This window comes from Pseudomonas sp. 5Ae-yellow (assembly GCF_014077575.1).
Classification (GTDB): Bacteria; Pseudomonadota; Gammaproteobacteria; order Pseudomonadales; family Pseudomonadaceae; genus Halopseudomonas; species Halopseudomonas neustonica.
Genome location: NZ_JACGWE010000002.1, coordinates 1 through 17,510 on the forward strand (window position 1 = coordinate 1; position 17,510 = coordinate 17,510).

Sequence of the window (17,510 nt, forward strand, 5' to 3'; positions counted from 1 at the left end):
CACCAGTGTGTTGGAGGGAATGAACAACAAGATCAAGGTGATCAAGCGGGTGGCCTACGGCTACCGGGATAACGACTACTTCTTTCTGAAGATAAAAGCAGCATTTCCCGGTAAAGCGCGATGAACCAAAAATCAGCCCGGGCTGGAGGCATACATTGAGGCCTCTGGGCTGGGTCTATAACGTTCTGCAACAGCCTTTTATCGCCCTTTTCCTGTTTGTCGGGCTTATCTATTTCTGGCTGTGGTCATCAATCCATTTTGACGCCATGCTCAGCCGGGATCTGTATTGGGTCATGAACTGGAGCATGTTGCTGGATGGCCTGCTGTTCTGGTGGTTGATCTTTGATCCAAGACCGCCGGCGATCACCTCATCGCTGGGGTATGGCAGACGCATGTTGGTTCTGGCCGCCGCAGGTGTGCTTCAGATGTTTCTTGGGGCGTGGATCGTGTTTTCACGTGACATGGTCTATGACGTTTACGAAGTCTGTGGCAGGGCCTGGCCGCTGGACCCGGAAGTCGACCAGCTACTGGGAGGCATGCTGACCTATATTCCTCCGGCCATGATGAGCATTCTTGGCATTCTTCTGATGCTCCGGCGAGCCATGCATCAGGACGGAAAATATACCAACCAATCCAAACAACTTGAGGAAACAGCGTCATGAGAACTCGCTTCTGGCGACAGCGCACCAACATCATATCGGCGACCTTAACGCTGATAGCATCCCTATTGCTGACTGGTTGCTTTGGCAATGACGAGGAAGACTGGAACGGTAAAAACATCAGTGGCTTGATGCCTGAGCTGGAATTCGACCTGATCAATAGCCAGGGCAAGTCTGTATCTGGCGATGATTACAGTGGCCGCGTGAGAATGCTGTTTTTCGGGTTCACCTCGTGCCCCGATGTTTGCCCGACCGCCCTGCAAAAACTCAATCAGGCAACCAGTGGCCTGGACCCCGCGCTTCAGGATGAAGTACTCACTTTGTTCGTGAGTGTCGATCCGAAACGTGACACGCCTGAGCGTCTCGCAAAATACGTGGATTTCTTCGGCGACAATATTGTAGGACTCACTGGAAAAGAACCCCAGCTTCGTGAACTGGCAAAACGATATAGAACAACCTTCGGTTATGACGAACCTGCCGCTGATGGAAATTATGCGGTGTCACACAGCAGCGCGATTTATGTATTTGATCGCGAAGGTAACCCCCGCCTCTTAATGCGGCCCGATCTGAGTAGAGAAGAAATTCGGCATGACCTCGTTGCTCTTATTCAGGAGGATGCCTGACTGAATAGACTGTCCCAACTCGAATTGAGACAGTCCTGGTTGGCGGGCACATACAAAGTGGTTAAGCAGAGCCGGAGAGTGTCTCGATAATTCGGCAGTCCATAATAACTCCGCCGTCACAACACGCACTCAGTCTTTCCAACTCGTGTTCCATTGCATGTAGATCTTTCAGTCGAGAGCGCACTTGAACCAGTTGTTGTTCAACTTTGGCGTCCACACCCGCACAGGACTCCTGCTGACGATCCGCCAGTGAAAGCAGTTCACGAATATCGTCAAGGCTAAATCCGAGCCCGCGGCTTCGTCGAATAAACAGCAGCCGCGAATGATCCTCTTCGGAGTAGAGACGATAGCCCGACTCCGAGCGGGTCGCTTTCGGCAACAGTCCAATTTTTTCGTAATAACGGATGGTCACGGGCTTAACGCCCGTATCATCAGCTAGCCGACCGACCGTGTTCCTTTTTTCGCTCATCGCTATTGACCTTATAGTTACTATAACCACCAGTGTATCGATGTATTGCACGTTTTAGGAGGGTTCGTCGTGGACAGCTGCTGTGAAAACAAGGCCGGTGAACTGGCACAATTGCGAGCGAGCCAAAGCCGGGTGCTTTACATTGCGCTTGCCATCAACGCAGTGATGTTTGTGGTGGAATTCAGCGCCGGCTGGATTGCAAGCTCTACCGCGTTGCTGGGCGATTCGCTGGATATGTTTGGCGACGCGTCTGTCTATGCACTGACACTGTTCGTGCTGGACCGAAGCCGTCGCGCGCGTGCCGGAGCGGCTTTGTTCAAAGGCGGCTTTATGCTGTTGTTCGGGCTTGTTGTTGTCGCCGATGCCATCCGCAAGCTGGTGATACAGGAAGTGCCCGCCGCCGAGTGGATGGGCGCTGTCGGCGCTCTTGCCCTGTTTGCAAACGGCGTTTGTTTTGTGTTGCTCTACCGTCATCGTGCGGACGATCTCAATATGCGTTCCACCTGGATGTGTTCCAGGAACGATCTGTTCGCCAATAGCAGTGTAATCATTGCGGCAGGATTGGTCGCCCTCACCAATACCCTCTGGCCGGACATCATTGTGGGCCTCGCCATTGCTGCGCTATTCCTGCACTCCGCTTGGCAGGTCATCCGTGAGGGTATGGAGGAATGGCGTGCCGGTGGGGCTGAAACCGCCGATAAATCGAGCAAAGATGAAGGCGATACCGCTGGAAACAGCTGCTGCTCTTCTTCGCAAAGCACTTGTGCCAATGAATCCAGAGAGCCATCCCGGTGACCACCAATAACCGGGTGATTCCATGGGGGCTGCTGCTGTCAGCCTGGCTACTGGCGGCGGGGTCCTCGCTTTCAGCCATCTACATCGGGGAAGTTCTCGGGCAGGCTCCGTGCGTTCTGTGCTGGTTTCAGCGCGCCTTCATGTTTCCGTTGGCGGTGATTCTCGCAGTCGCCTGCTACTACTCGGATTTTAACGTTTGGCGCTACGCTATGCCGCTGTCTGTCATTGGCTCCCTGTTCGCTCTAGCCCACTCACTGCTTTATGTGGGGCTCATTCCACAACCCATTCAGCCCTGCACGGCCACTGGCCCGTCCTGCTCGGGTGACGGAATGACGATATTTGGTGGGCTGCCGCTTCCGTTTCTATCGCTGGCCATTTTTGTTGCCATCATCATTCTGCTCTTGCTTATCCGTCGGAGAGTTCATACATGAATCGTCGTGCCATCTTTGTTGTCGTGTGTCTCGTGCTGATCGCAGCCTTTTCAGCCGCCGTCCTATTCAAGCCACAGCCCCAGCAGCCTCAAAAAACGGCCACCACCGGCGAAAAGTCTGTTGCCGCGGGCGAACCGATCGCGAACCAACAAGCATTGGTACGCTTCCATTCGCCCACATTCGGGCCTGCCGACGCACCGGTGATCATCGTTGAGTTTTTCGACCCCTCCTGCGAAGCCTGCCGGGCGTTCTACCCGATCGTGAAACAGATACTTGCTGAGTATCCAGGCCAGGTGCGGCTTGTTTTGCGGTACACAATGTTCCATCAGGGTTCCGAGGAAGTCTCCAGAATTCTGGAAGCAGCTCGCCTGCAAGATGTCTATGAACCGGTGCTGGAAGCTGTGTTGGAGGTGCAGCCGGCCTGGCACGACGACCCGAAGGTTGCCAAGGCATGGGGAGCGGCCGAGGCAGCCGGTCTGGACCTGTCCCAAGCCCGTGAGGATATGCAATCCGAACGGATAAGCGCCATCCTTGATCAGGACATGCAGGACGTCAAAACCATCGGTGTTCGGGGCACCCCGACTTTTTTCGTGAATGGCCGCCAACTCACGGAGTTTGGTCCCAAACCGCTACTTCGTCTTGTTCAGGAGTCGCTCCCAGACGCACAGAAATAGTCGACCGGTGTCGAACAAAACACGGATGGGCTTGATGCCCTCCACCGTCAACTGAACTCAGAAAATTGAGGACTCACGGAAATGCCAGATCTTGCGACATGGGGAATGCTGGCTGCTTTTTTTGGCGGCCTGGTGTCATTTTTCTCACCCTGCACTCTGCCGCTGGTTCCGGGGTATCTATCGGTCGTTACGGGCGGCACTGTCACAGACCGTTCGAGTCGACTGCAATCTCTGTGGCTCAGTATCTGTTTTGTCCTTGGGTTCAGTGTAGTGTTCATCGCTTTTGGTGCCAGCGCTAGTCTGCTCGGTCAGTGGCTGATGGCCTACCGGCAGGAAGCCAATCTGGTGGCGGGCATTCTGATTGTGCTGATGGGGCTATTTATGCTGGGCTGGTGGAGCATGCCCGCGTTACAGCGCGACTGGCGCTTTGGGCAAACCCTTGAGGGTGGACGGCCCACGGCAGCGTTCCTTCTCGGCTTGGCCTTTGCCGTCGGGTGGACACCGTGTATTGGCCCGATATTGGGCGCTATCCTGGCTCTCAGTTCCACCCATGCGAATGCTGAAACCGGCATGCTGTACCTGGCCGTTTATTCGCTGGGGTTGGCAATTCCATTTTTGGCAACGGCTTTATTTATTAAGCACTTTCGGGCGCGAGTGCGCTGGATGAGCCGCTGGAGTCAGTCACTGAGAATCCTGGCAGGGCTGGTTCTGGTTGTTATGGGGGTAATGGTGCTGACGGGACAGATGACCCGGTTTGCATCATGGATGTTATCCGCATTTCCGGTACTCGGAAGACTCGGTTGATCCCGGGCAAATCTTTGCCCACAACTTAGCTGGCCGATAAGGCAGGAGAACTGAGCAGTGAACAGTGAACTCAAGACGTTCTATCTGACAGAACCGGCAGCAGCCGCTGATGCTGACAATCAGGGCGATGTCGCTACAGCGTTCAGACATCTTGAACGGGCTCATATTCTGAGCCAGAAGTTCGCGTTAGCGCACACGACAACACATTTGCGCATGCTCCGGCTTGGCTGGCACGCGCGCGATGCTCGCGAGGTTCTCGGTCAGCTGGCTCGGGCCTTCGCTGCGTTGCTGGTTTCACGAATCCGGGTTCCTGTCGGCAATACGGGACGTGCCAACGTCAGCGCATTTGAACCGATGGCGGTGCCGGAAGACTTGGCGATTGTTCTGGGACACCAGAATCCTTCCAACACGTAATTGAAGGACACCACTTGATGATCAAACCCTGCTTCCAACACCACGCAAAGCGCTTTGCATCCATTGCATTGATGATGCTGGCAATCCTCCTTGTTGGCTGCATGGGCGATGATCCGCCGGATTGGCACGGGACAGACATCAGCGGCGTGATGCCCAAGCTTGAATTCGATTTGATCGACAGTCAGGGAACACGGGTTTCAGGCGATGATTACAGTGGTCAGGTACGAATGCTGTTTTTCGGATTTACCTCTTGCCCTGATGTTTGCCCCACTGCTCTGCAAAAACTCAGCCAGGCCGTCAGCGGGCTGAGCACGGAAAATCAGGAGGAAGTACTTACGTTGTTCGTCAGTGTCGATCCTCAGCGCGACACACCCGAACGCCTGGCGGAGTACGTCAATTTTTTTGGTGACAAAATCATCGGGCTGACCGGCAACGCCTCTGACCTCCGCACGCTTACCCAGCGATACCGGACGACGTTCGGGCATGAAGAACCGGACGCAGAAGGTGACTATGCCGTTACTCACAGCGGTGCAGTCTATGTGTTTGATCGTGAGGGTAATCCTCGCCTGCTTATCCGGCCGGAAGATTTAAGCGCTCAATCCATTCGGCAGGACCTTGTTGGCCTGCTTGAAGAGGATTACTGAATGACTGGAGGCTCTGGAGGAAAGCTCTGACTCGAATGTTCGCTTTTGTTTAGCAGCGGACTGATCGAGGCGTCCGGTGGAGGCCGCAGGCCAGCAAGGTCAGGGACTGGCGAGCCTAAGAGAGGCAGATAGAAATAGATTTCTCTCTGTCCGGTTGCTGCAATTTGTGAAATTAAGATGGGTTATGCCAACTAACACACGCCGTCAAGGGTTTCCAGATGATCAGCCCACTTTTGCAGCCACTCGCGACATTCGGGTTCATAATCGTGCAGATCATAAGTCCCTTCAATACCCTTTCTTGAATGCCCTATCACTGCCTCAGCCACTTCATTGCGACAGCCTAAACGAGACAACCCCGTGCGAACCGTACGACGCAGATCATGTGGAGACCAGTCAGGAATGCTATCCAGCCAAGCTTGGCCTGGCTTAAAGTAGGTGCCACTTCGAGCCTTGGCAGAATTTCTCAAATACCATTTTGTTTCGGTAAGCGATTTCTGCTGGATCGGCAATCCCGTCCGACTCGAAGGAAACAGATAGGTATTGGTGGTTAAACGAAGCTGACGGAGAAAAGCCACAGCTTGGCTCGGCAACTGCACATACCGCTCGGCTCCGTTCTTGGAGTCTCGCATATGCCAAACGGCTCGATCGAGATCTACATCAGACCAACGCGCCTTACAAACCTCCCCCGTGCGAGCGCCGGTCCACAGAGTCAGACGAATGACGTTCTTCTGTGTTACCGAGAAACCAGAGCCTGGCAACCACGCTAACACTTCCTTCAACTCCGCATCAGACAATACCCGTTTGCCCCGAACAGACGTAAGTCGGACTCTAGCCTGCTTCAGGCTCGACTTTGCCAACAAAGCCGGGTTCGCAAAATCATCATCAAACTTGCCAAGGCCAATCGCATAGTCGTAGGCGGCACTGAGCTCACGCAGCACATTCCCAGCCTGAACGTTTGCTCCCCGGTCAAGAATGTCCTTCACCATCTCTACCACATGTTTACGCCGAACTTCTGCAGCAGATCGATCCCCCAGAGTGCGTACAGCATCACCGTACAGGGTGCGCCTAGTCTCGGCCTGCCCCTTAGGTTTCCGTGCACCAGGAACTCGTTTCTGAGCCCCAGTTCGACGATTTACAACCAGTCGATCCTCAATCACTTCAGTTAAGTACAGATCAACCAAGTCACGAACAGTAAACGCGGCCACCTCTGCCGCTTCCTTTTCCTGTTCAATTTTTGCACTTTGACGTACTTTCTCCCGCTGAATTTCGGCACGAATGCATACGCCATCTCGTCGTAAAGCCTTCATCCGAGCAAGCTCTAGGCGAGCCTCAGCCAGACTCATCGAGGGGTAATTCCCTATCTTGACTTGAGTTAGCTTGCCCGTTTCGGGGCTCCGATAGCGATAGATGAACGACCTGCCACCGCTAGCCCCGCAAGTCACACGCAGACCGGCATTCTCTCCAGTGTCTACTTTGACTTTATCGCCAGGCCGCATCGTCTCGATGGCTCTCGCCGATAGTGGCTTGTTGCCGTGTTTGTTATTCTGCATGCTTTGATCCATTAACTGATTGGAACGATAGCCATCGATGGCATTGATGAAGCTCTGGCCATAAGTATAGCTTTTCATCATCAACAGCCTTTTTTGTTAAGGCGCCCACAACCCTACACCAAAAGCTATACCAAAACCTATACTCTTGAACTGGATTACAGCAGATTTCATCAGACTCCTTCAGACGCTACACAGACAAATTTACCAGAAAACCCCCTGTCAAAAGGCGGTTTGAAGCTATTCTACAGGCGAGCTACCAGTGAACACAGACGATCTCAAAACTTCACACACCCCCATGATGCAGCAGTACTTCAGCATCAAACAGCAACACCCGGAACAGCTGCTGTTTTACCGTATGGGTGATTTCTACGAGCTGTTTTATGAAGATGCAAAAAAAGCGGCACGTCTGCTCGACATCACCCTGACCGCCCGCGGCCAGTCCGGTGGCCAGCCGATCCCCATGGCAGGCCTGCCTTACCACTCAGCCGAAGGCTATCTGGCCAAGCTGGTGAAACTCGGCGAGTCGGTCGTCATTTGCGAACAAATTGGCGATCCGGCGACCAGCAAGGGACCGGTCGAGCGTCAGGTTGCGCGCATTATCACTCCCGGTACGGTGAGTGATGAAGCGCTGCTGGATGAGCGCCGTGACAACCTGCTGGCCGCCCTGGTGGGCGCTGAGAAAGGCTTTGGTCTGGCGACACTGGATATCAATAGCGGGCGTTTTGTCGTCATGGAGCTGAGCGGTTGGGAAACCCTGCTGGGCGAGATGGAACGCCTGGCACCCGCCGAACTGCTGATCCCGGATGACTGGGAAAGTAATACGCCGATTGAGCGCCGCAGAGCCGTGCGTCGCCGTGCACCCTGGGAGTTTGATCAGGACAGTGCACAAAAAGCCCTGACCCAGCAATTCGGCACTAAAGATCTCGCTGGCTTTGGCTGCGCCTCGCTGACCCTCGGTATTGGTGCGGCCGGTGCCCTGCTGAGCTATGCCAAGGAGACCCAGCGTACCGCACTGCCGCACATTCGCAGCATCGCGCAGGAGCGGTTTGAAGACAGCGTGATCATCGATGGCGCCAGCCGCCGCAATCTCGAAATAGATCAGAATTTGAGTGGCGGACGCGAAAACACCCTGCTGGACGTCCTGGATCACAGTGCGACAGCCATGGGTAGCCGCTTGCTCGCGCGCTGGCTGAACCGGCCACTGCGCGACATGCAAATACTCAACGCACGGCAAGCCAGTATCAGCACCTTGCTGGATCAACAGTTCTATCTGGACCTGCAGCCACAGCTCAAGGGTATCGGCGATATCGAGCGTATTCTCGCCAGGATCGCTTTGCGCTCGGCAAGACCCAGAGACCTTGCGCGTCTGCGCGATGCGCTGGTCGCGCTGCCAGAGCTACAGAGCTGCATGCAGGATCTGGAGTCAGACCACCTGAAGGCGCTGGCAAGCCATATTCAAACCTATCCTGAACTGGCTGATTTACTCAGCCGCGCGATTATCGACAACCCGCCAGCGGTACTGCGTGATGGCGGCGTGATCAAAGCGGGCTTTGATGCCGAGCTCGACGAGTTGCAGAACATCAGCGAAAACGCCGGGCAGTACCTTATTGATCTGGAAACACGCGAACGCGAGCGCAGTGGTTTAAGTAGTCTGAAAGTGGGCTATAACCGCGTGCACGGCTATTTTATCGAGTTGTCACGCAGCCAGGCCGAGCAGGCGCCAGCGGATTATATTCGCCGACAAACGCTCAAGGGTGCGGAGCGCTTCATCACACCGGAACTCAAGACCTTTGAAGATAAAGCTCTGTCAGCGCGCAGTCGCGCTCTGGCACGCGAAAAGCAGTTGTACGAAGAAGTGCTCGACCGCCTGAATCAAGACCTGGCCGACCTGCAGACCACCGCCGCCAGCCTGGCCGAAGTCGACGTTTTGAGCACCCTGGCAGAGCGCGCAGGCACGCTGAGCTACAGCTGCCCGCGCTTTGTTGAAGACAGCCGCATCGACATTCAGCAAGGCCGCCATTCAGTCGTTGAGCAGGTGCTGGAAACGCCCTTCGTGGCGAACGACCTCACGCTCGATGAAGATACGCGCATGCTGATTATTACCGGCCCCAACATGGGCGGTAAATCAACTTACATGCGTCAGACCGCGCTGATTGTACTTTTAGCGCACATCGGCAGCTTTGTGCCCGCCGCTGAGGTTGAGCTGTCCTGCGTAGACCGCATATTCACCCGCATCGGCTCGAGCGACGACCTGGCCGGCGGCCGCTCCACCTTTATGGTGGAAATGAGCGAAACCGCCAATATTCTCAACAACGCCACCGCCGACAGCCTGGTACTGATGGACGAAGTGGGCCGCGGAACCAGTACCTTTGATGGTCTGTCACTGGCCTGGTCTGCGGCCGAGTATCTGGCCAAAGTACGCGCCTTTACGCTGTTCGCGACGCATTACTTTGAACTCACCGGCATGGCCGAAACCGATCCCGGGGTGGCCAATGTGCACTTGAACGCGACCGAACATAACGAACGCATCGTGTTTTTGCACAAAGTACAGCCAGGTCCGGCAAGCCAAAGCTATGGCTTGCAGGTAGCGCAACTCGCAGGGGTACCACGACCGGTGATTCTGCGCGCACGCGAGCACCTGGCAAAACTGGAACAAAGCAGCCTTGAGCAACACAGCGGCGCGCGTAATCAGCAATCTGGTCAACCGATGCAAAGCGACCTGTTCGCCAGCGCTCCGCACCCGCTGGTCGAGCAACTACAGGCGCTAAAACCAGACGAGCTGAGTCCGCGCCAGGCACTGGACCTGCTATACCAGATGCAGAAGGAATGGCAGTAACTTATTGGTAAATGATACTTATTTTCATTAACGTGCAGCAAACATCGCTTAATCTACGCAAACAACGCAAGCGCTCTGTACCGGCGCGTAAAAGCTGATAGACTACGCGCCAGATTTTGTTCGCCTGATTCTGATGGAGACCCCACCATGACTTTTGTTGTTACCGACAACTGTATCAAGTGCAAGTACACCGATTGCGTTGAGGTCTGCCCAGTCGATTGCTTCTATGAAGGCCCGAATTTTCTGGTTATTCACCCGGACGAGTGCATCGATTGCGCGCTGTGCGAGCCCGAGTGCCCAGCGACTGCCATCTTCTCCGAAGACGAGATCCCGGAAGACATGCAGGAGTTCACTGAACTGAATGCTGATCTGGCGGAGATTTGGCCAAACATTACCGAGAAGAAAGATTCGCTGCCCGATGCTGAAGAATGGGATGGCGTACCAGACAAGATGCAGTACCTGGAGCGCTGAGCAGCCAGCTGCCACGCAACAAAAAACCGGCCATGTGCCGGTTTTTTGTTGCTGCAAGCCGCAAGCTACAAGCTACAAGCTACAAGCTACAAGCTACAAGCTACAAGCATTGACAGTATGGGCCTGATTTTTGGTTTTGGTTTTGGTTTTGGTTTTGGTTTTAAGCTTGAGGCTTGAGGCTTGAGGCTTGAGGCTTGAAGCTAAATTTCAGGCAAAAAAAGGGGCGAGTAAACTCGCCCACTCTTCATTCCCTATGTGCCTTCCCTGTCTAGCCGTCCTGGCTTCATCATCCTGAAAATCCTTGGCTCAAGCATCCTGCCGAGCGGCGCTGTCCGTTGCGCATGGATGTATCTTACCCTACGCAAAGCCGCGCGCAACTGGCCGCAGACCGCACTACTGGCCACCTCAAAGATTATAAAAACTTAAAAAACAGACACTTACCAATATACCTATAGCAAAACAACCAATATACCCACACCACCTAGTGCCAATCACCTACACGCCTTGTAGGCGATCTCTTACAAACGAGGCCGTATCAATCAGCCTTTTCCAGGCTAAAAATCCCAGCCCCAAGATCATGCATAAAAAAACCCGGCTCAAAAGAGCCGGGTTTCGGGTACAACAGTGCAGCAATATTACATCATGCCGCCCATGCCACCCATACCACCCATGCCGCCCATATCAGGCATAGCCGGAGCACCGCCCTCTTCAGGCAGATCGGCAATCATGGCTTCGGTGGTGATCATCAAGCTGGCAACCGAGGCAGCCGCTTGCAGCGCAGCACGAGTGACCTTGGCAGGATCGAGAATACCCATTTCGATCATGTCGCCGTACTCACCAGTAGCCGCGTTGTAACCGTAGTTACCTTCGCCAGCCTTGACTGCCTGCAGTACCACGGCAGCTTCATCACCCGCGTTGGTAACGATCTGACGCAGGGGCGCTTCAACAGCGCGACGCAGCAGCTTGATACCGACGTTCTGGTCTTCGTTGTCGCCCTTCAGGCCTTCGATGGCAGCCAGGGTACGAACCAGAGCAACACCACCGCCAGGTACCACGCCTTCTTCGACAGCGGCGCGAGTAGCGTGCAGAGCGTCTTCTACGCGGTGCTTCTTCTCTTTCATTTCAACTTCGGTAGCAGCGCCAACCTTGATCACAGCAACACCGCCAGCCAACTTGGCCAGACGCTCTTGCAGCTTCTCACGGTCGTAGTCAGAAGTGGTGTCTTCAACTTGCTTACGCAGTTGAGTAACACGCGCTTCGATATCGACTTTGGCACCAGAGCCGTCAACGATAGTGGAGTTGTCCTTGTTGATCTGAACGCTCTTGGCTTGACCCAGGTGCTCCAGAGTAGCGGTTTCCAGGCTCAGGCCGATTTCTTCGCTGATGACGGTACCACCGGTCAGTACAGCGATGTCCTGCAGCATAGCCTTGCGACGATCACCAAAACCAGGTGCCTTGACCGCAACAACCTTGACGATACCGCGCATGTTGTTGACAACCAGAGTCGCCAGCGCTTCGCCTTCAACATCTTCAGCAACGATCATCAGCGGACGGCCTGATTTGGCAACCGCTTCCAGAACCGGCAACAGTTCACGGATGTTGGAGATTTTCTTGTCAACCAGCAGGATGTAAGGCTGGTCCAGATCGGCAGACATGGTCTCTGGCTTGTTGACGAAGTAAGGAGACAGATAACCACGGTCAAACTGCATGCCCTCTACAACGGACAGCTCGTTATCCAGACCGGAGCCTTCTTCAACCGTAATGACGCCTTCCTTACCGACGCGATCCATCGCTTCGGCAATGATGTTGCCGACGGATGAGTCAGAGTTGGCGGAGATAGTACCGACCTGAGCGATAGCTTTGGAATCAGCGCAAGGCTTGGCCAGGTTCTTCAGCTCGGCAACGATGGCAGCAGTTGCCTTGTCGATACCGCGCTTGAGATCCATCGGGTTCATGCCAGCAGCAACCGCTTTCAGGCCTTCGGTAACGATGGCCTGGGCCAGAACGGTAGCGGTAGTAGTACCGTCACCCGCGTCGTCGTTGGCACGTGAGGCAACATCTTTGACCAGCTGAGCGCCCATGTTTTCGAAGCGATCTTTCAGCTCGATTTCTTTGGCAACGGTTACACCGTCTTTGGTGATCAGCGGCGCGCCGTAGCTACGCTCGATCAGTACGTTGCGACCTTTTGGCCCCAGGGTAGCCTTAACGGCGTTGGCCAGCGTGTTGACGCCGTCCAGCATTTTGTTACGACCGGAGATACCAAATTTAACTTCTTTAGCAGCCATGTTTGCTTTCCTTCAAATGAGTTCGTTAAGGGATGCAGCGGAGCCGTTATCAGGCTTCCAGCACACCAAAGATTTCGGTTTCGCTCATGATCAGCAGGTCTTCGCCATCAACCTTGATGGTGTTGTTGCCGGAATAAGGACCGAAAACGACCTTGTCGCCTTCTTTGAGGGCCAGCGGACGTACTTCACCGTTGTCCAGCACACGGCCGGTACCTACGGAAACGACGACACCGGTATTCGGCTTTTCTGCGGCAGAGCCTGGCAGAACGATACCACCAGCGGTTTTAGTCTCTTCTTCGCTGCGACGAACGACAACGCGATCGTGTAACGGACGAATTTTCATCGTTATGTGTCTCCCAATAGGTAATGTCAATTGCCGAAGGATCGGCTATTTCGAGTTAAAACGAGCCCAAACCGAGCTCGAAGGACGGGCCAGAAGCCACGTCACTGTTCTGTTGCTCCCCTTCCGGGAGAGCCTGTCAAAACCGTTGCATCTAAGATGGGGTCCTGAGTCGCTATTTCAAGGGCCGCAAGCAGATTTTTTTCAACGTTGATCAATTCGATCTTCGGGCTCGGCCGGTTTGGCCTCGCCCGGCTGCCACTCACCCTCAATGATGGTGTTACCACCCCGCTTATAGACCCCAGGGCCGCCCGGCTCGCCGGGTGCAGGCCGATCTTTGTTGAGTAACGCCATAACCAGGCACGGCACGGCCAAAACGTCCGTGATCAAGCCTGGAATCATCAGCAATACGCCGGCCAGCAACCACCACATGCCGGTTTTAAGCACGGCAAAAGGTGAACGGTTCTCGGCCATTTTGATTTGTAGCTGCTGCAACATGCTCCAGCCCTGACGCTGTATCAGCACCAAACCGAGCAAACCACTCCCCAGCACCCATAACAGCGTTGCCCCGACACCAATGCGGTTGCCGAGCACAATAAGTGACGCCAGCTCAAGGAGCGGAAAAGCGAGCATCAATAAGCGAAAAAAGGGCATGCGCACCTCTCAAGGTTGTATGTAATAACTATATGGGTACTGCTCTTCTGGCTTTCAAGGCAGCAACAACAGCGTTTAACCGAAAGCCAAGTCAGAAAGTGACCAGAACTAGCATTTAGGTATTCAAAAGATATGAAAACTCGGGCATTCTTGCCCACCTTACTTCATCACTCTTTCCGAGGAGCAACTCATGCAATTGAAAGACAGCGTCATCATTATCACCGGCGGTGGACAAGGCCTGGGCCGCTCTATGGGCGAATTCCTGGCCGCCAAAGGCGCCAAACTGGCCCTGGTTGACCTTAACCAGGAGGCGCTTGACGCTGCTGTTGCAGCCTGCAAAGCGGCCGGTGGTGACGCACGCTCTTATATTTGCAATGTGGCCAACGAAGAGCAGGTCATCCACATGGTAAGCCAGGTGGCCGAGGATTTCGGCGCTATCCATGGTTTGATCAACAATGCCGGCATCCTGCGCGATGGCTTGCTGTTAAAGGTCAAGGATGGCGTGACCCAAAAGATGAGCCTGGCACAGTGGCAATCGGTAATTGACGTTAACCTGACCGGCGTATTTCTCGGCACCCGCGAAGTGGCTGCCAAGATGATCGAACTGGGCAATCAAGGCCTGATCATCAATATTTCATCGATTTCACGTGCTGGTAACGTTGGACAGTCCAACTACACCGCCGCCAAGGCAGGCGTTGCCGCCATGACCGTAACCTGGGCCAAAGAACTATCGCGCTATGGCATCCGCGTCGCCGGTATCGCGCCGGGCTTTATCGAAACCGAAATGACCGGCAGCATGAAACCCGAAGCACTGGAGAAGATGACGGCTGGTATTCCGCTGAAACGCATGGGCAAACCCGCAGAAATCGCACACTCTGCGGCCTACCTGTTTGAAAACGACTATTACACCGGTCGTATTCTGGAGCTGGACGGTGGCTTGCGCATCTAGGCATTTGCCAGCGCGGCAGCGATAGCAAAACGGGCGCCTAGTGCGCCCGTTTTTTTGCTTTGCGATCCAAAGGTTACCAACCTACTCCAAACCCCATGGTGTAACGCGTGTCACGATAATCGGTATCGTCAGAGCTATCCAGGTAGTCCATCTCCGCCTTGAGGCTCAACGACGCCCAGTTGGTCAGGCTGTAGCGCAGGCCCGCTTCAGTATCAATCTGATAGCGCACATTAGGGTCATCAGGTATCTGAGTTTCTGCCTTATGGAAGAACTCAAAGCGTTTACCCAGCAGAAAGCGTCGATAGTCCCACTGTAAACCCAGGGCGTTATATTTGCTTTTGCTACCATCCTGCTCTTCAACCCAGGTCCTATCCAGACGCGCGGAGGTCTCGAAACGCCCCAAGGTGTTATTCCACCACTCATACCCTGGGCCCATACCAAACTGGCGCCGCTTGGCGACTTCGTTCAGATAATCGCGCTGGTAGCGCAAACTGGTCATCCAGAACCAGTGCTCGGTCAGGAATCGATTGATGTCGTAATCGGTTTCCCATGTATGTCGGGTTTTAATATCGTCGCGGTAGTCGCGCTCATAATCCAGTGTCAGATCATGACGCCAGTCACCGTGGCGCAAACGCGAGCTGACATCCAGATCCAGGTCTTCGGTTTCCGTGCCGGACGAGTTCTTGAACTCCAATGCAGCGCTGGCATCACCTTCCCACACCATATCCTGAATGATCGGCGTGGGTACCAGTAGCTGGCTGATCTGCCGCACCTGAACATGACGCGCCTGATTCTCTGACTCGTCAAACGCCAGAGTGACTTGCCCTTTCTGGTCAGAGGCTTGGAGACGCGTAATGTACTGCGCCTGATCACCAAGTTTGAGCAGCAGCGGTTCATCACTTTCAAAGGTAGCAACCCGTGCGGTACTGACCGTAATCATCCCGGCAAAATCGGTCTTGATGGACATCTTGCCGGCCTCAAGAAATTCGATCTTACCGGTGAGACGGTCACCATTGTCGAGCCAAAGCGTATCGGCGAAACTGCCAAAGGGTATAAATGACAAACTCAGCGCCAGCACCTTGCGTACACACAGCATTCTTTCACCCTCGAACATAACGTCGACATAATCGGAATAGTATCCATGAAAGACCCGAACAAGGCTGTAGTGTTCCGGAGCCCACCTGGTTTAACCGGGCATGCCCCACAAAAAGAGGCTTTTTTCCTCGTATTGGCCAGTATTCCCGCAGGCCGGGTAAGCAGCTATGGCAAAATTGCCGAGCTCGCCGGTATGGGTAAAGGTGCTCGCCTGGTCGGGCGCTGGCTGGGGCAACTGCCGGATGATACCCAACTGCCATGGCATCGAGTCTTGAACAGCCAGGGTAAGTTATCATTGCCGGCCGATAGCCCAAGCGGCGCGAAACAACGTGCACGACTGCTCGCCGAGGGCGTGCTGGTGCGCGACGGCCGAGTGAACTTAGGGCAATATGCCTGGCCTTGAAGACCTACAATCATCATAACAAGGACATTAATGAGCTCCTTTTCTTCAGATTCCAATCGCCTGCCAGAACCCGAGGGACTAAAGGTTTACCTGCAGCCCCGTGTTGTTGGCATGCTATTTCTCGGTTTCTCTGCCGGCCTACCCTTGCTGCTGGTCGGCGGAACCTTCAGCGCATGGCTGCGTGACCTGGGTGTAGAGCTGGCGGCGATCGGCTTCCTCAGCTGGGTTGGCATGGCGCACTCGATTAAAGTGCTATGGGCTCCGTTGATAGACCGCCTACCAGTGCCACTGTTGACTCGCCTGATGGGCAGACGGCGCAGTTGGATGCTGCTCGCCCAGTTGGTGATTGCAGGCGGTCTGTTTGGTATGGCGATGACGGACCCGACCCAGCAGCTGGAGCTGGTCGCCATCTGGGCCGTATTGGTCGCATTTGGCTCAGCAACGCAGGATGTGGCGATCGACGCTTATCGCGTCGAAGCGGAAGCCAAGCACCGACAGGCCGCGATGGCCGCAACCTACGTCACTGGCTATCGCGTGGCGATTCTCGCCGCCGGCGCAGGCGCACTGCACATGGCAGCCCTGGATAGCTGGAGCCTCGCCTATACGGGCATGGCGGCACTGATGCTGGTAGGCGTAATAACGACCTTCTGTATTGCCGAACCCAAGGTGCATATCACCAGAGACACCCTCGACCAGGAAGAACGCCTGACTCGCTTTCTGGGCGCATCACGGCACAAGGGTATGCGACTGAACCTGTCCAGCCTGTTCTTCAGCGCCTTCGTCGCGCCTTTTACCGAGTTTTTTGAGCGCTACGGCAAAGTAGCGCTGCTGATACTGCTCTTTGTCGCCACGTTCCGCATCAGCGATATTTTCATGGGCACCATGGCCAACCCCTTCTATCTGGATATTGGCTTCAGCAAAGAACAAATCGCCAACATAGCCGCGGCCTTCGGCCTGGCCATGACCCTGCTTGGCGCGGCCTTGGGCGGCCTGATGGTAGCGCGCTTTGGTATCGCTCCAATCCTGATACTGACCGCCTTTATGGCCCCTGCCACTAACCTCATCTTCGCCTGGCTGGCGTTTATCGGCCCGCAACCAGACGGGCTGGTATTAGCCATTATTGCTGACAACATAACCGGCGGACTGGCAATCTCCGTGTTTATCGCTTATCTGTCGAGCCTGACAAATACAGCCTACACCGCCACGCAGTACGCCCTGTTCAGCTCGGTAATGACACTCCCAGGCCAGTTTGCAGCCGGTTTTACCGGCGTGCTGGCTGCCAATGTTGGCTGGGTCAGCTTTTTTACCATCACCGCACTCACCGGGTTGCCCGCCATCATTCTGGGCTTTCTCTTGCTGCGCTTCGCACATCCGGACAAGCTGAAACGTCCCGGTATTGATTGAGAGCGACAGC

The 17,510-nt window shown here is 54.8% G+C and carries 20 protein-coding genes and 1 pseudogene; 15 read left to right on the forward strand and 6 right to left on the reverse strand.

The window, feature by feature from the left end; all coding sequences use genetic code 11:
• The 3 genes and pseudogenes from H4J77_RS02010 to H4J77_RS02020 all read left to right on the forward strand — a co-directional run.
• Positions 1-124, forward strand: a 124-nt coding sequence (locus H4J77_RS02010) for a transposase (RefSeq protein ID WP_182246879.1), incomplete at its 5' end; no start/stop codon positions are given.
• A gap of 4 nt (positions 125-128) precedes the next feature.
• Positions 129-662, forward strand: a pseudogene (locus H4J77_RS02015) (cytochrome c oxidase assembly protein); the annotation flags it as partial.
• Positions 659-1,282, forward strand: coding sequence for an SCO family protein (locus H4J77_RS02020; protein ID WP_123891400.1), 624 nt, complete (start codon positions 659-661; stop codon positions 1,280-1,282). The pseudogene H4J77_RS02015 and the gene H4J77_RS02020, both read left to right, overlap by 4 nt.
• A 61-nt stretch (positions 1,283-1,343) precedes the next feature.
• On the opposite strand, the gene H4J77_RS02025 is transcribed toward H4J77_RS02020, so the two are convergent.
• The gene (locus H4J77_RS02025) at positions 1,344-1,751 is read right to left on the reverse strand and encodes a helix-turn-helix domain-containing protein (RefSeq protein WP_008173636.1); all 408 of its coding nucleotides are present in this window, start codon (positions 1,749-1,751) and stop codon (positions 1,344-1,346) included.
• A gap of 69 nt (positions 1,752-1,820) precedes the next feature.
• Here H4J77_RS02025 and H4J77_RS02030 point away from each other — a divergent pair, with 69 nt between their 5' ends.
• From H4J77_RS02030 to H4J77_RS02055, 6 genes are all read left to right on the forward strand, one after another.
• The gene (locus H4J77_RS02030) at positions 1,821-2,546 is read left to right on the forward strand and encodes a cation diffusion facilitator family transporter (RefSeq protein WP_008173639.1); all 726 of its coding nucleotides are present in this window, start codon (positions 1,821-1,823) and stop codon (positions 2,544-2,546) included.
• Positions 2,543-2,977, forward strand: a complete 435-nt coding sequence (locus H4J77_RS02035) for a disulfide bond formation protein B (protein WP_008173641.1) — start codon at positions 2,543-2,545, stop codon at positions 2,975-2,977. Before H4J77_RS02030 ends, H4J77_RS02035 begins: the two co-directional genes overlap by 4 nt.
• A complete protein-coding gene (locus tag H4J77_RS02040) occupies positions 2,974-3,651 on the forward strand; it encodes a thioredoxin domain-containing protein (RefSeq protein WP_123891401.1) in 678 nt (225 codons plus the stop codon). Before H4J77_RS02035 ends, H4J77_RS02040 begins: the two co-directional genes overlap by 4 nt.
• Positions 3,652-3,732: 81 nt before the next feature.
• A complete protein-coding gene (locus tag H4J77_RS02045; RefSeq protein WP_008173647.1) occupies positions 3,733-4,455 on the forward strand; it encodes a cytochrome c biogenesis CcdA family protein in 723 nt (240 codons plus the stop codon).
• Between the two features lie 57 nt (positions 4,456-4,512).
• Positions 4,513-4,869 carry a DUF3703 domain-containing protein gene (locus H4J77_RS02050; protein WP_008173648.1) on the forward strand — a complete coding sequence of 119 codons (357 nt, stop codon included), beginning with the start codon at positions 4,513-4,515 and terminating at the stop codon, positions 4,867-4,869.
• A gap of 17 nt (positions 4,870-4,886) precedes the next feature.
• Positions 4,887-5,513: an SCO family protein gene (locus tag H4J77_RS02055; protein ID WP_053113916.1), complete on the forward strand. Its 627-nt coding sequence runs from the start codon at positions 4,887-4,889 to the stop codon at positions 5,511-5,513.
• A gap of 191 nt (positions 5,514-5,704) precedes the next feature.
• On the opposite strand, the gene H4J77_RS02060 is transcribed toward H4J77_RS02055, so the two are convergent.
• A complete protein-coding gene (locus H4J77_RS02060) occupies positions 5,705-7,141 on the reverse strand; it encodes a site-specific integrase (protein ID WP_259364679.1) in 1,437 nt (478 codons plus the stop codon).
• 217 nt (positions 7,142-7,358) lie between these two features.
• Between H4J77_RS02060 and mutS the strand changes: the two genes are divergently transcribed.
• The 3 genes from mutS (at position 7,359) to H4J77_RS19880 (ending at position 10,547) form a co-directional block, all read left to right on the forward strand.
• Complete coding sequence (gene mutS, locus H4J77_RS02065; RefSeq protein WP_123888729.1) at positions 7,359-9,899, forward strand: DNA mismatch repair protein MutS; 2,541 nt, start codon at positions 7,359-7,361, stop codon at positions 9,897-9,899.
• A 147-nt stretch (positions 9,900-10,046) separates the two neighbouring features.
• Positions 10,047-10,370, forward strand: coding sequence for a ferredoxin FdxA (gene fdxA / locus H4J77_RS02070; RefSeq protein ID WP_123888712.1), 324 nt, complete (start codon positions 10,047-10,049; stop codon positions 10,368-10,370).
• Between the two features lie 45 nt (positions 10,371-10,415).
• On the forward strand, positions 10,416-10,547 hold the full coding sequence (locus H4J77_RS19880) for a hypothetical protein (RefSeq protein WP_259364681.1): 132 nt from the start codon (positions 10,416-10,418) through the stop codon (positions 10,545-10,547).
• Between the two features lie 458 nt (positions 10,548-11,005).
• On the opposite strand, the gene groL is transcribed toward H4J77_RS19880, so the two are convergent.
• The 3 genes from groL to H4J77_RS02085 form a co-directional block, all read right to left on the reverse strand.
• Positions 11,006-12,655, reverse strand: coding sequence for a chaperonin GroEL (gene groL, locus H4J77_RS02075; protein ID WP_123888710.1), 1,650 nt, complete (start codon positions 12,653-12,655; stop codon positions 11,006-11,008).
• Between the two features lie 49 nt (positions 12,656-12,704).
• Positions 12,705-12,998 (reverse strand): co-chaperone GroES, encoded by a 294-nt coding sequence (locus H4J77_RS02080; RefSeq protein ID WP_092288096.1) that lies wholly within the window; start codon positions 12,996-12,998, stop codon positions 12,705-12,707.
• A gap of 201 nt (positions 12,999-13,199) precedes the next feature.
• Positions 13,200-13,649: an FxsA family protein gene (locus H4J77_RS02085; protein ID WP_123888709.1), complete on the reverse strand. Its 450-nt coding sequence runs from the start codon at positions 13,647-13,649 to the stop codon at positions 13,200-13,202.
• Between the two features lie 190 nt (positions 13,650-13,839).
• Between H4J77_RS02085 and H4J77_RS02090 the strand changes: the two genes are divergently transcribed.
• Positions 13,840-14,598, forward strand: coding sequence for an SDR family oxidoreductase (locus tag H4J77_RS02090; RefSeq protein ID WP_123888708.1), 759 nt, complete (start codon positions 13,840-13,842; stop codon positions 14,596-14,598).
• A gap of 73 nt (positions 14,599-14,671) precedes the next feature.
• Here the strand turns inward: H4J77_RS02090 and H4J77_RS02095 are convergent, their stop codons facing one another.
• Positions 14,672-15,694, reverse strand: a complete 1,023-nt coding sequence (locus H4J77_RS02095; RefSeq protein WP_158611241.1) for a DUF481 domain-containing protein — start codon at positions 15,692-15,694, stop codon at positions 14,672-14,674.
• A gap of 45 nt (positions 15,695-15,739) precedes the next feature.
• Here H4J77_RS02095 and H4J77_RS02100 point away from each other — a divergent pair, with 45 nt between their 5' ends.
• Both H4J77_RS02100 and H4J77_RS02105 read left to right on the forward strand, forming a co-directional pair.
• The gene (locus H4J77_RS02100; RefSeq protein WP_123888706.1) at positions 15,740-16,096 is read left to right on the forward strand and encodes an MGMT family protein; all 357 of its coding nucleotides are present in this window, start codon (positions 15,740-15,742) and stop codon (positions 16,094-16,096) included.
• A gap of 30 nt (positions 16,097-16,126) precedes the next feature.
• Entirely contained in the window at positions 16,127-17,500 is a 1,374-nt protein-coding gene (locus H4J77_RS02105; protein WP_123888705.1) for an AmpG family muropeptide MFS transporter, read from the forward strand.
• Positions 17,501-17,510 lie beyond the last annotated feature (10 nt).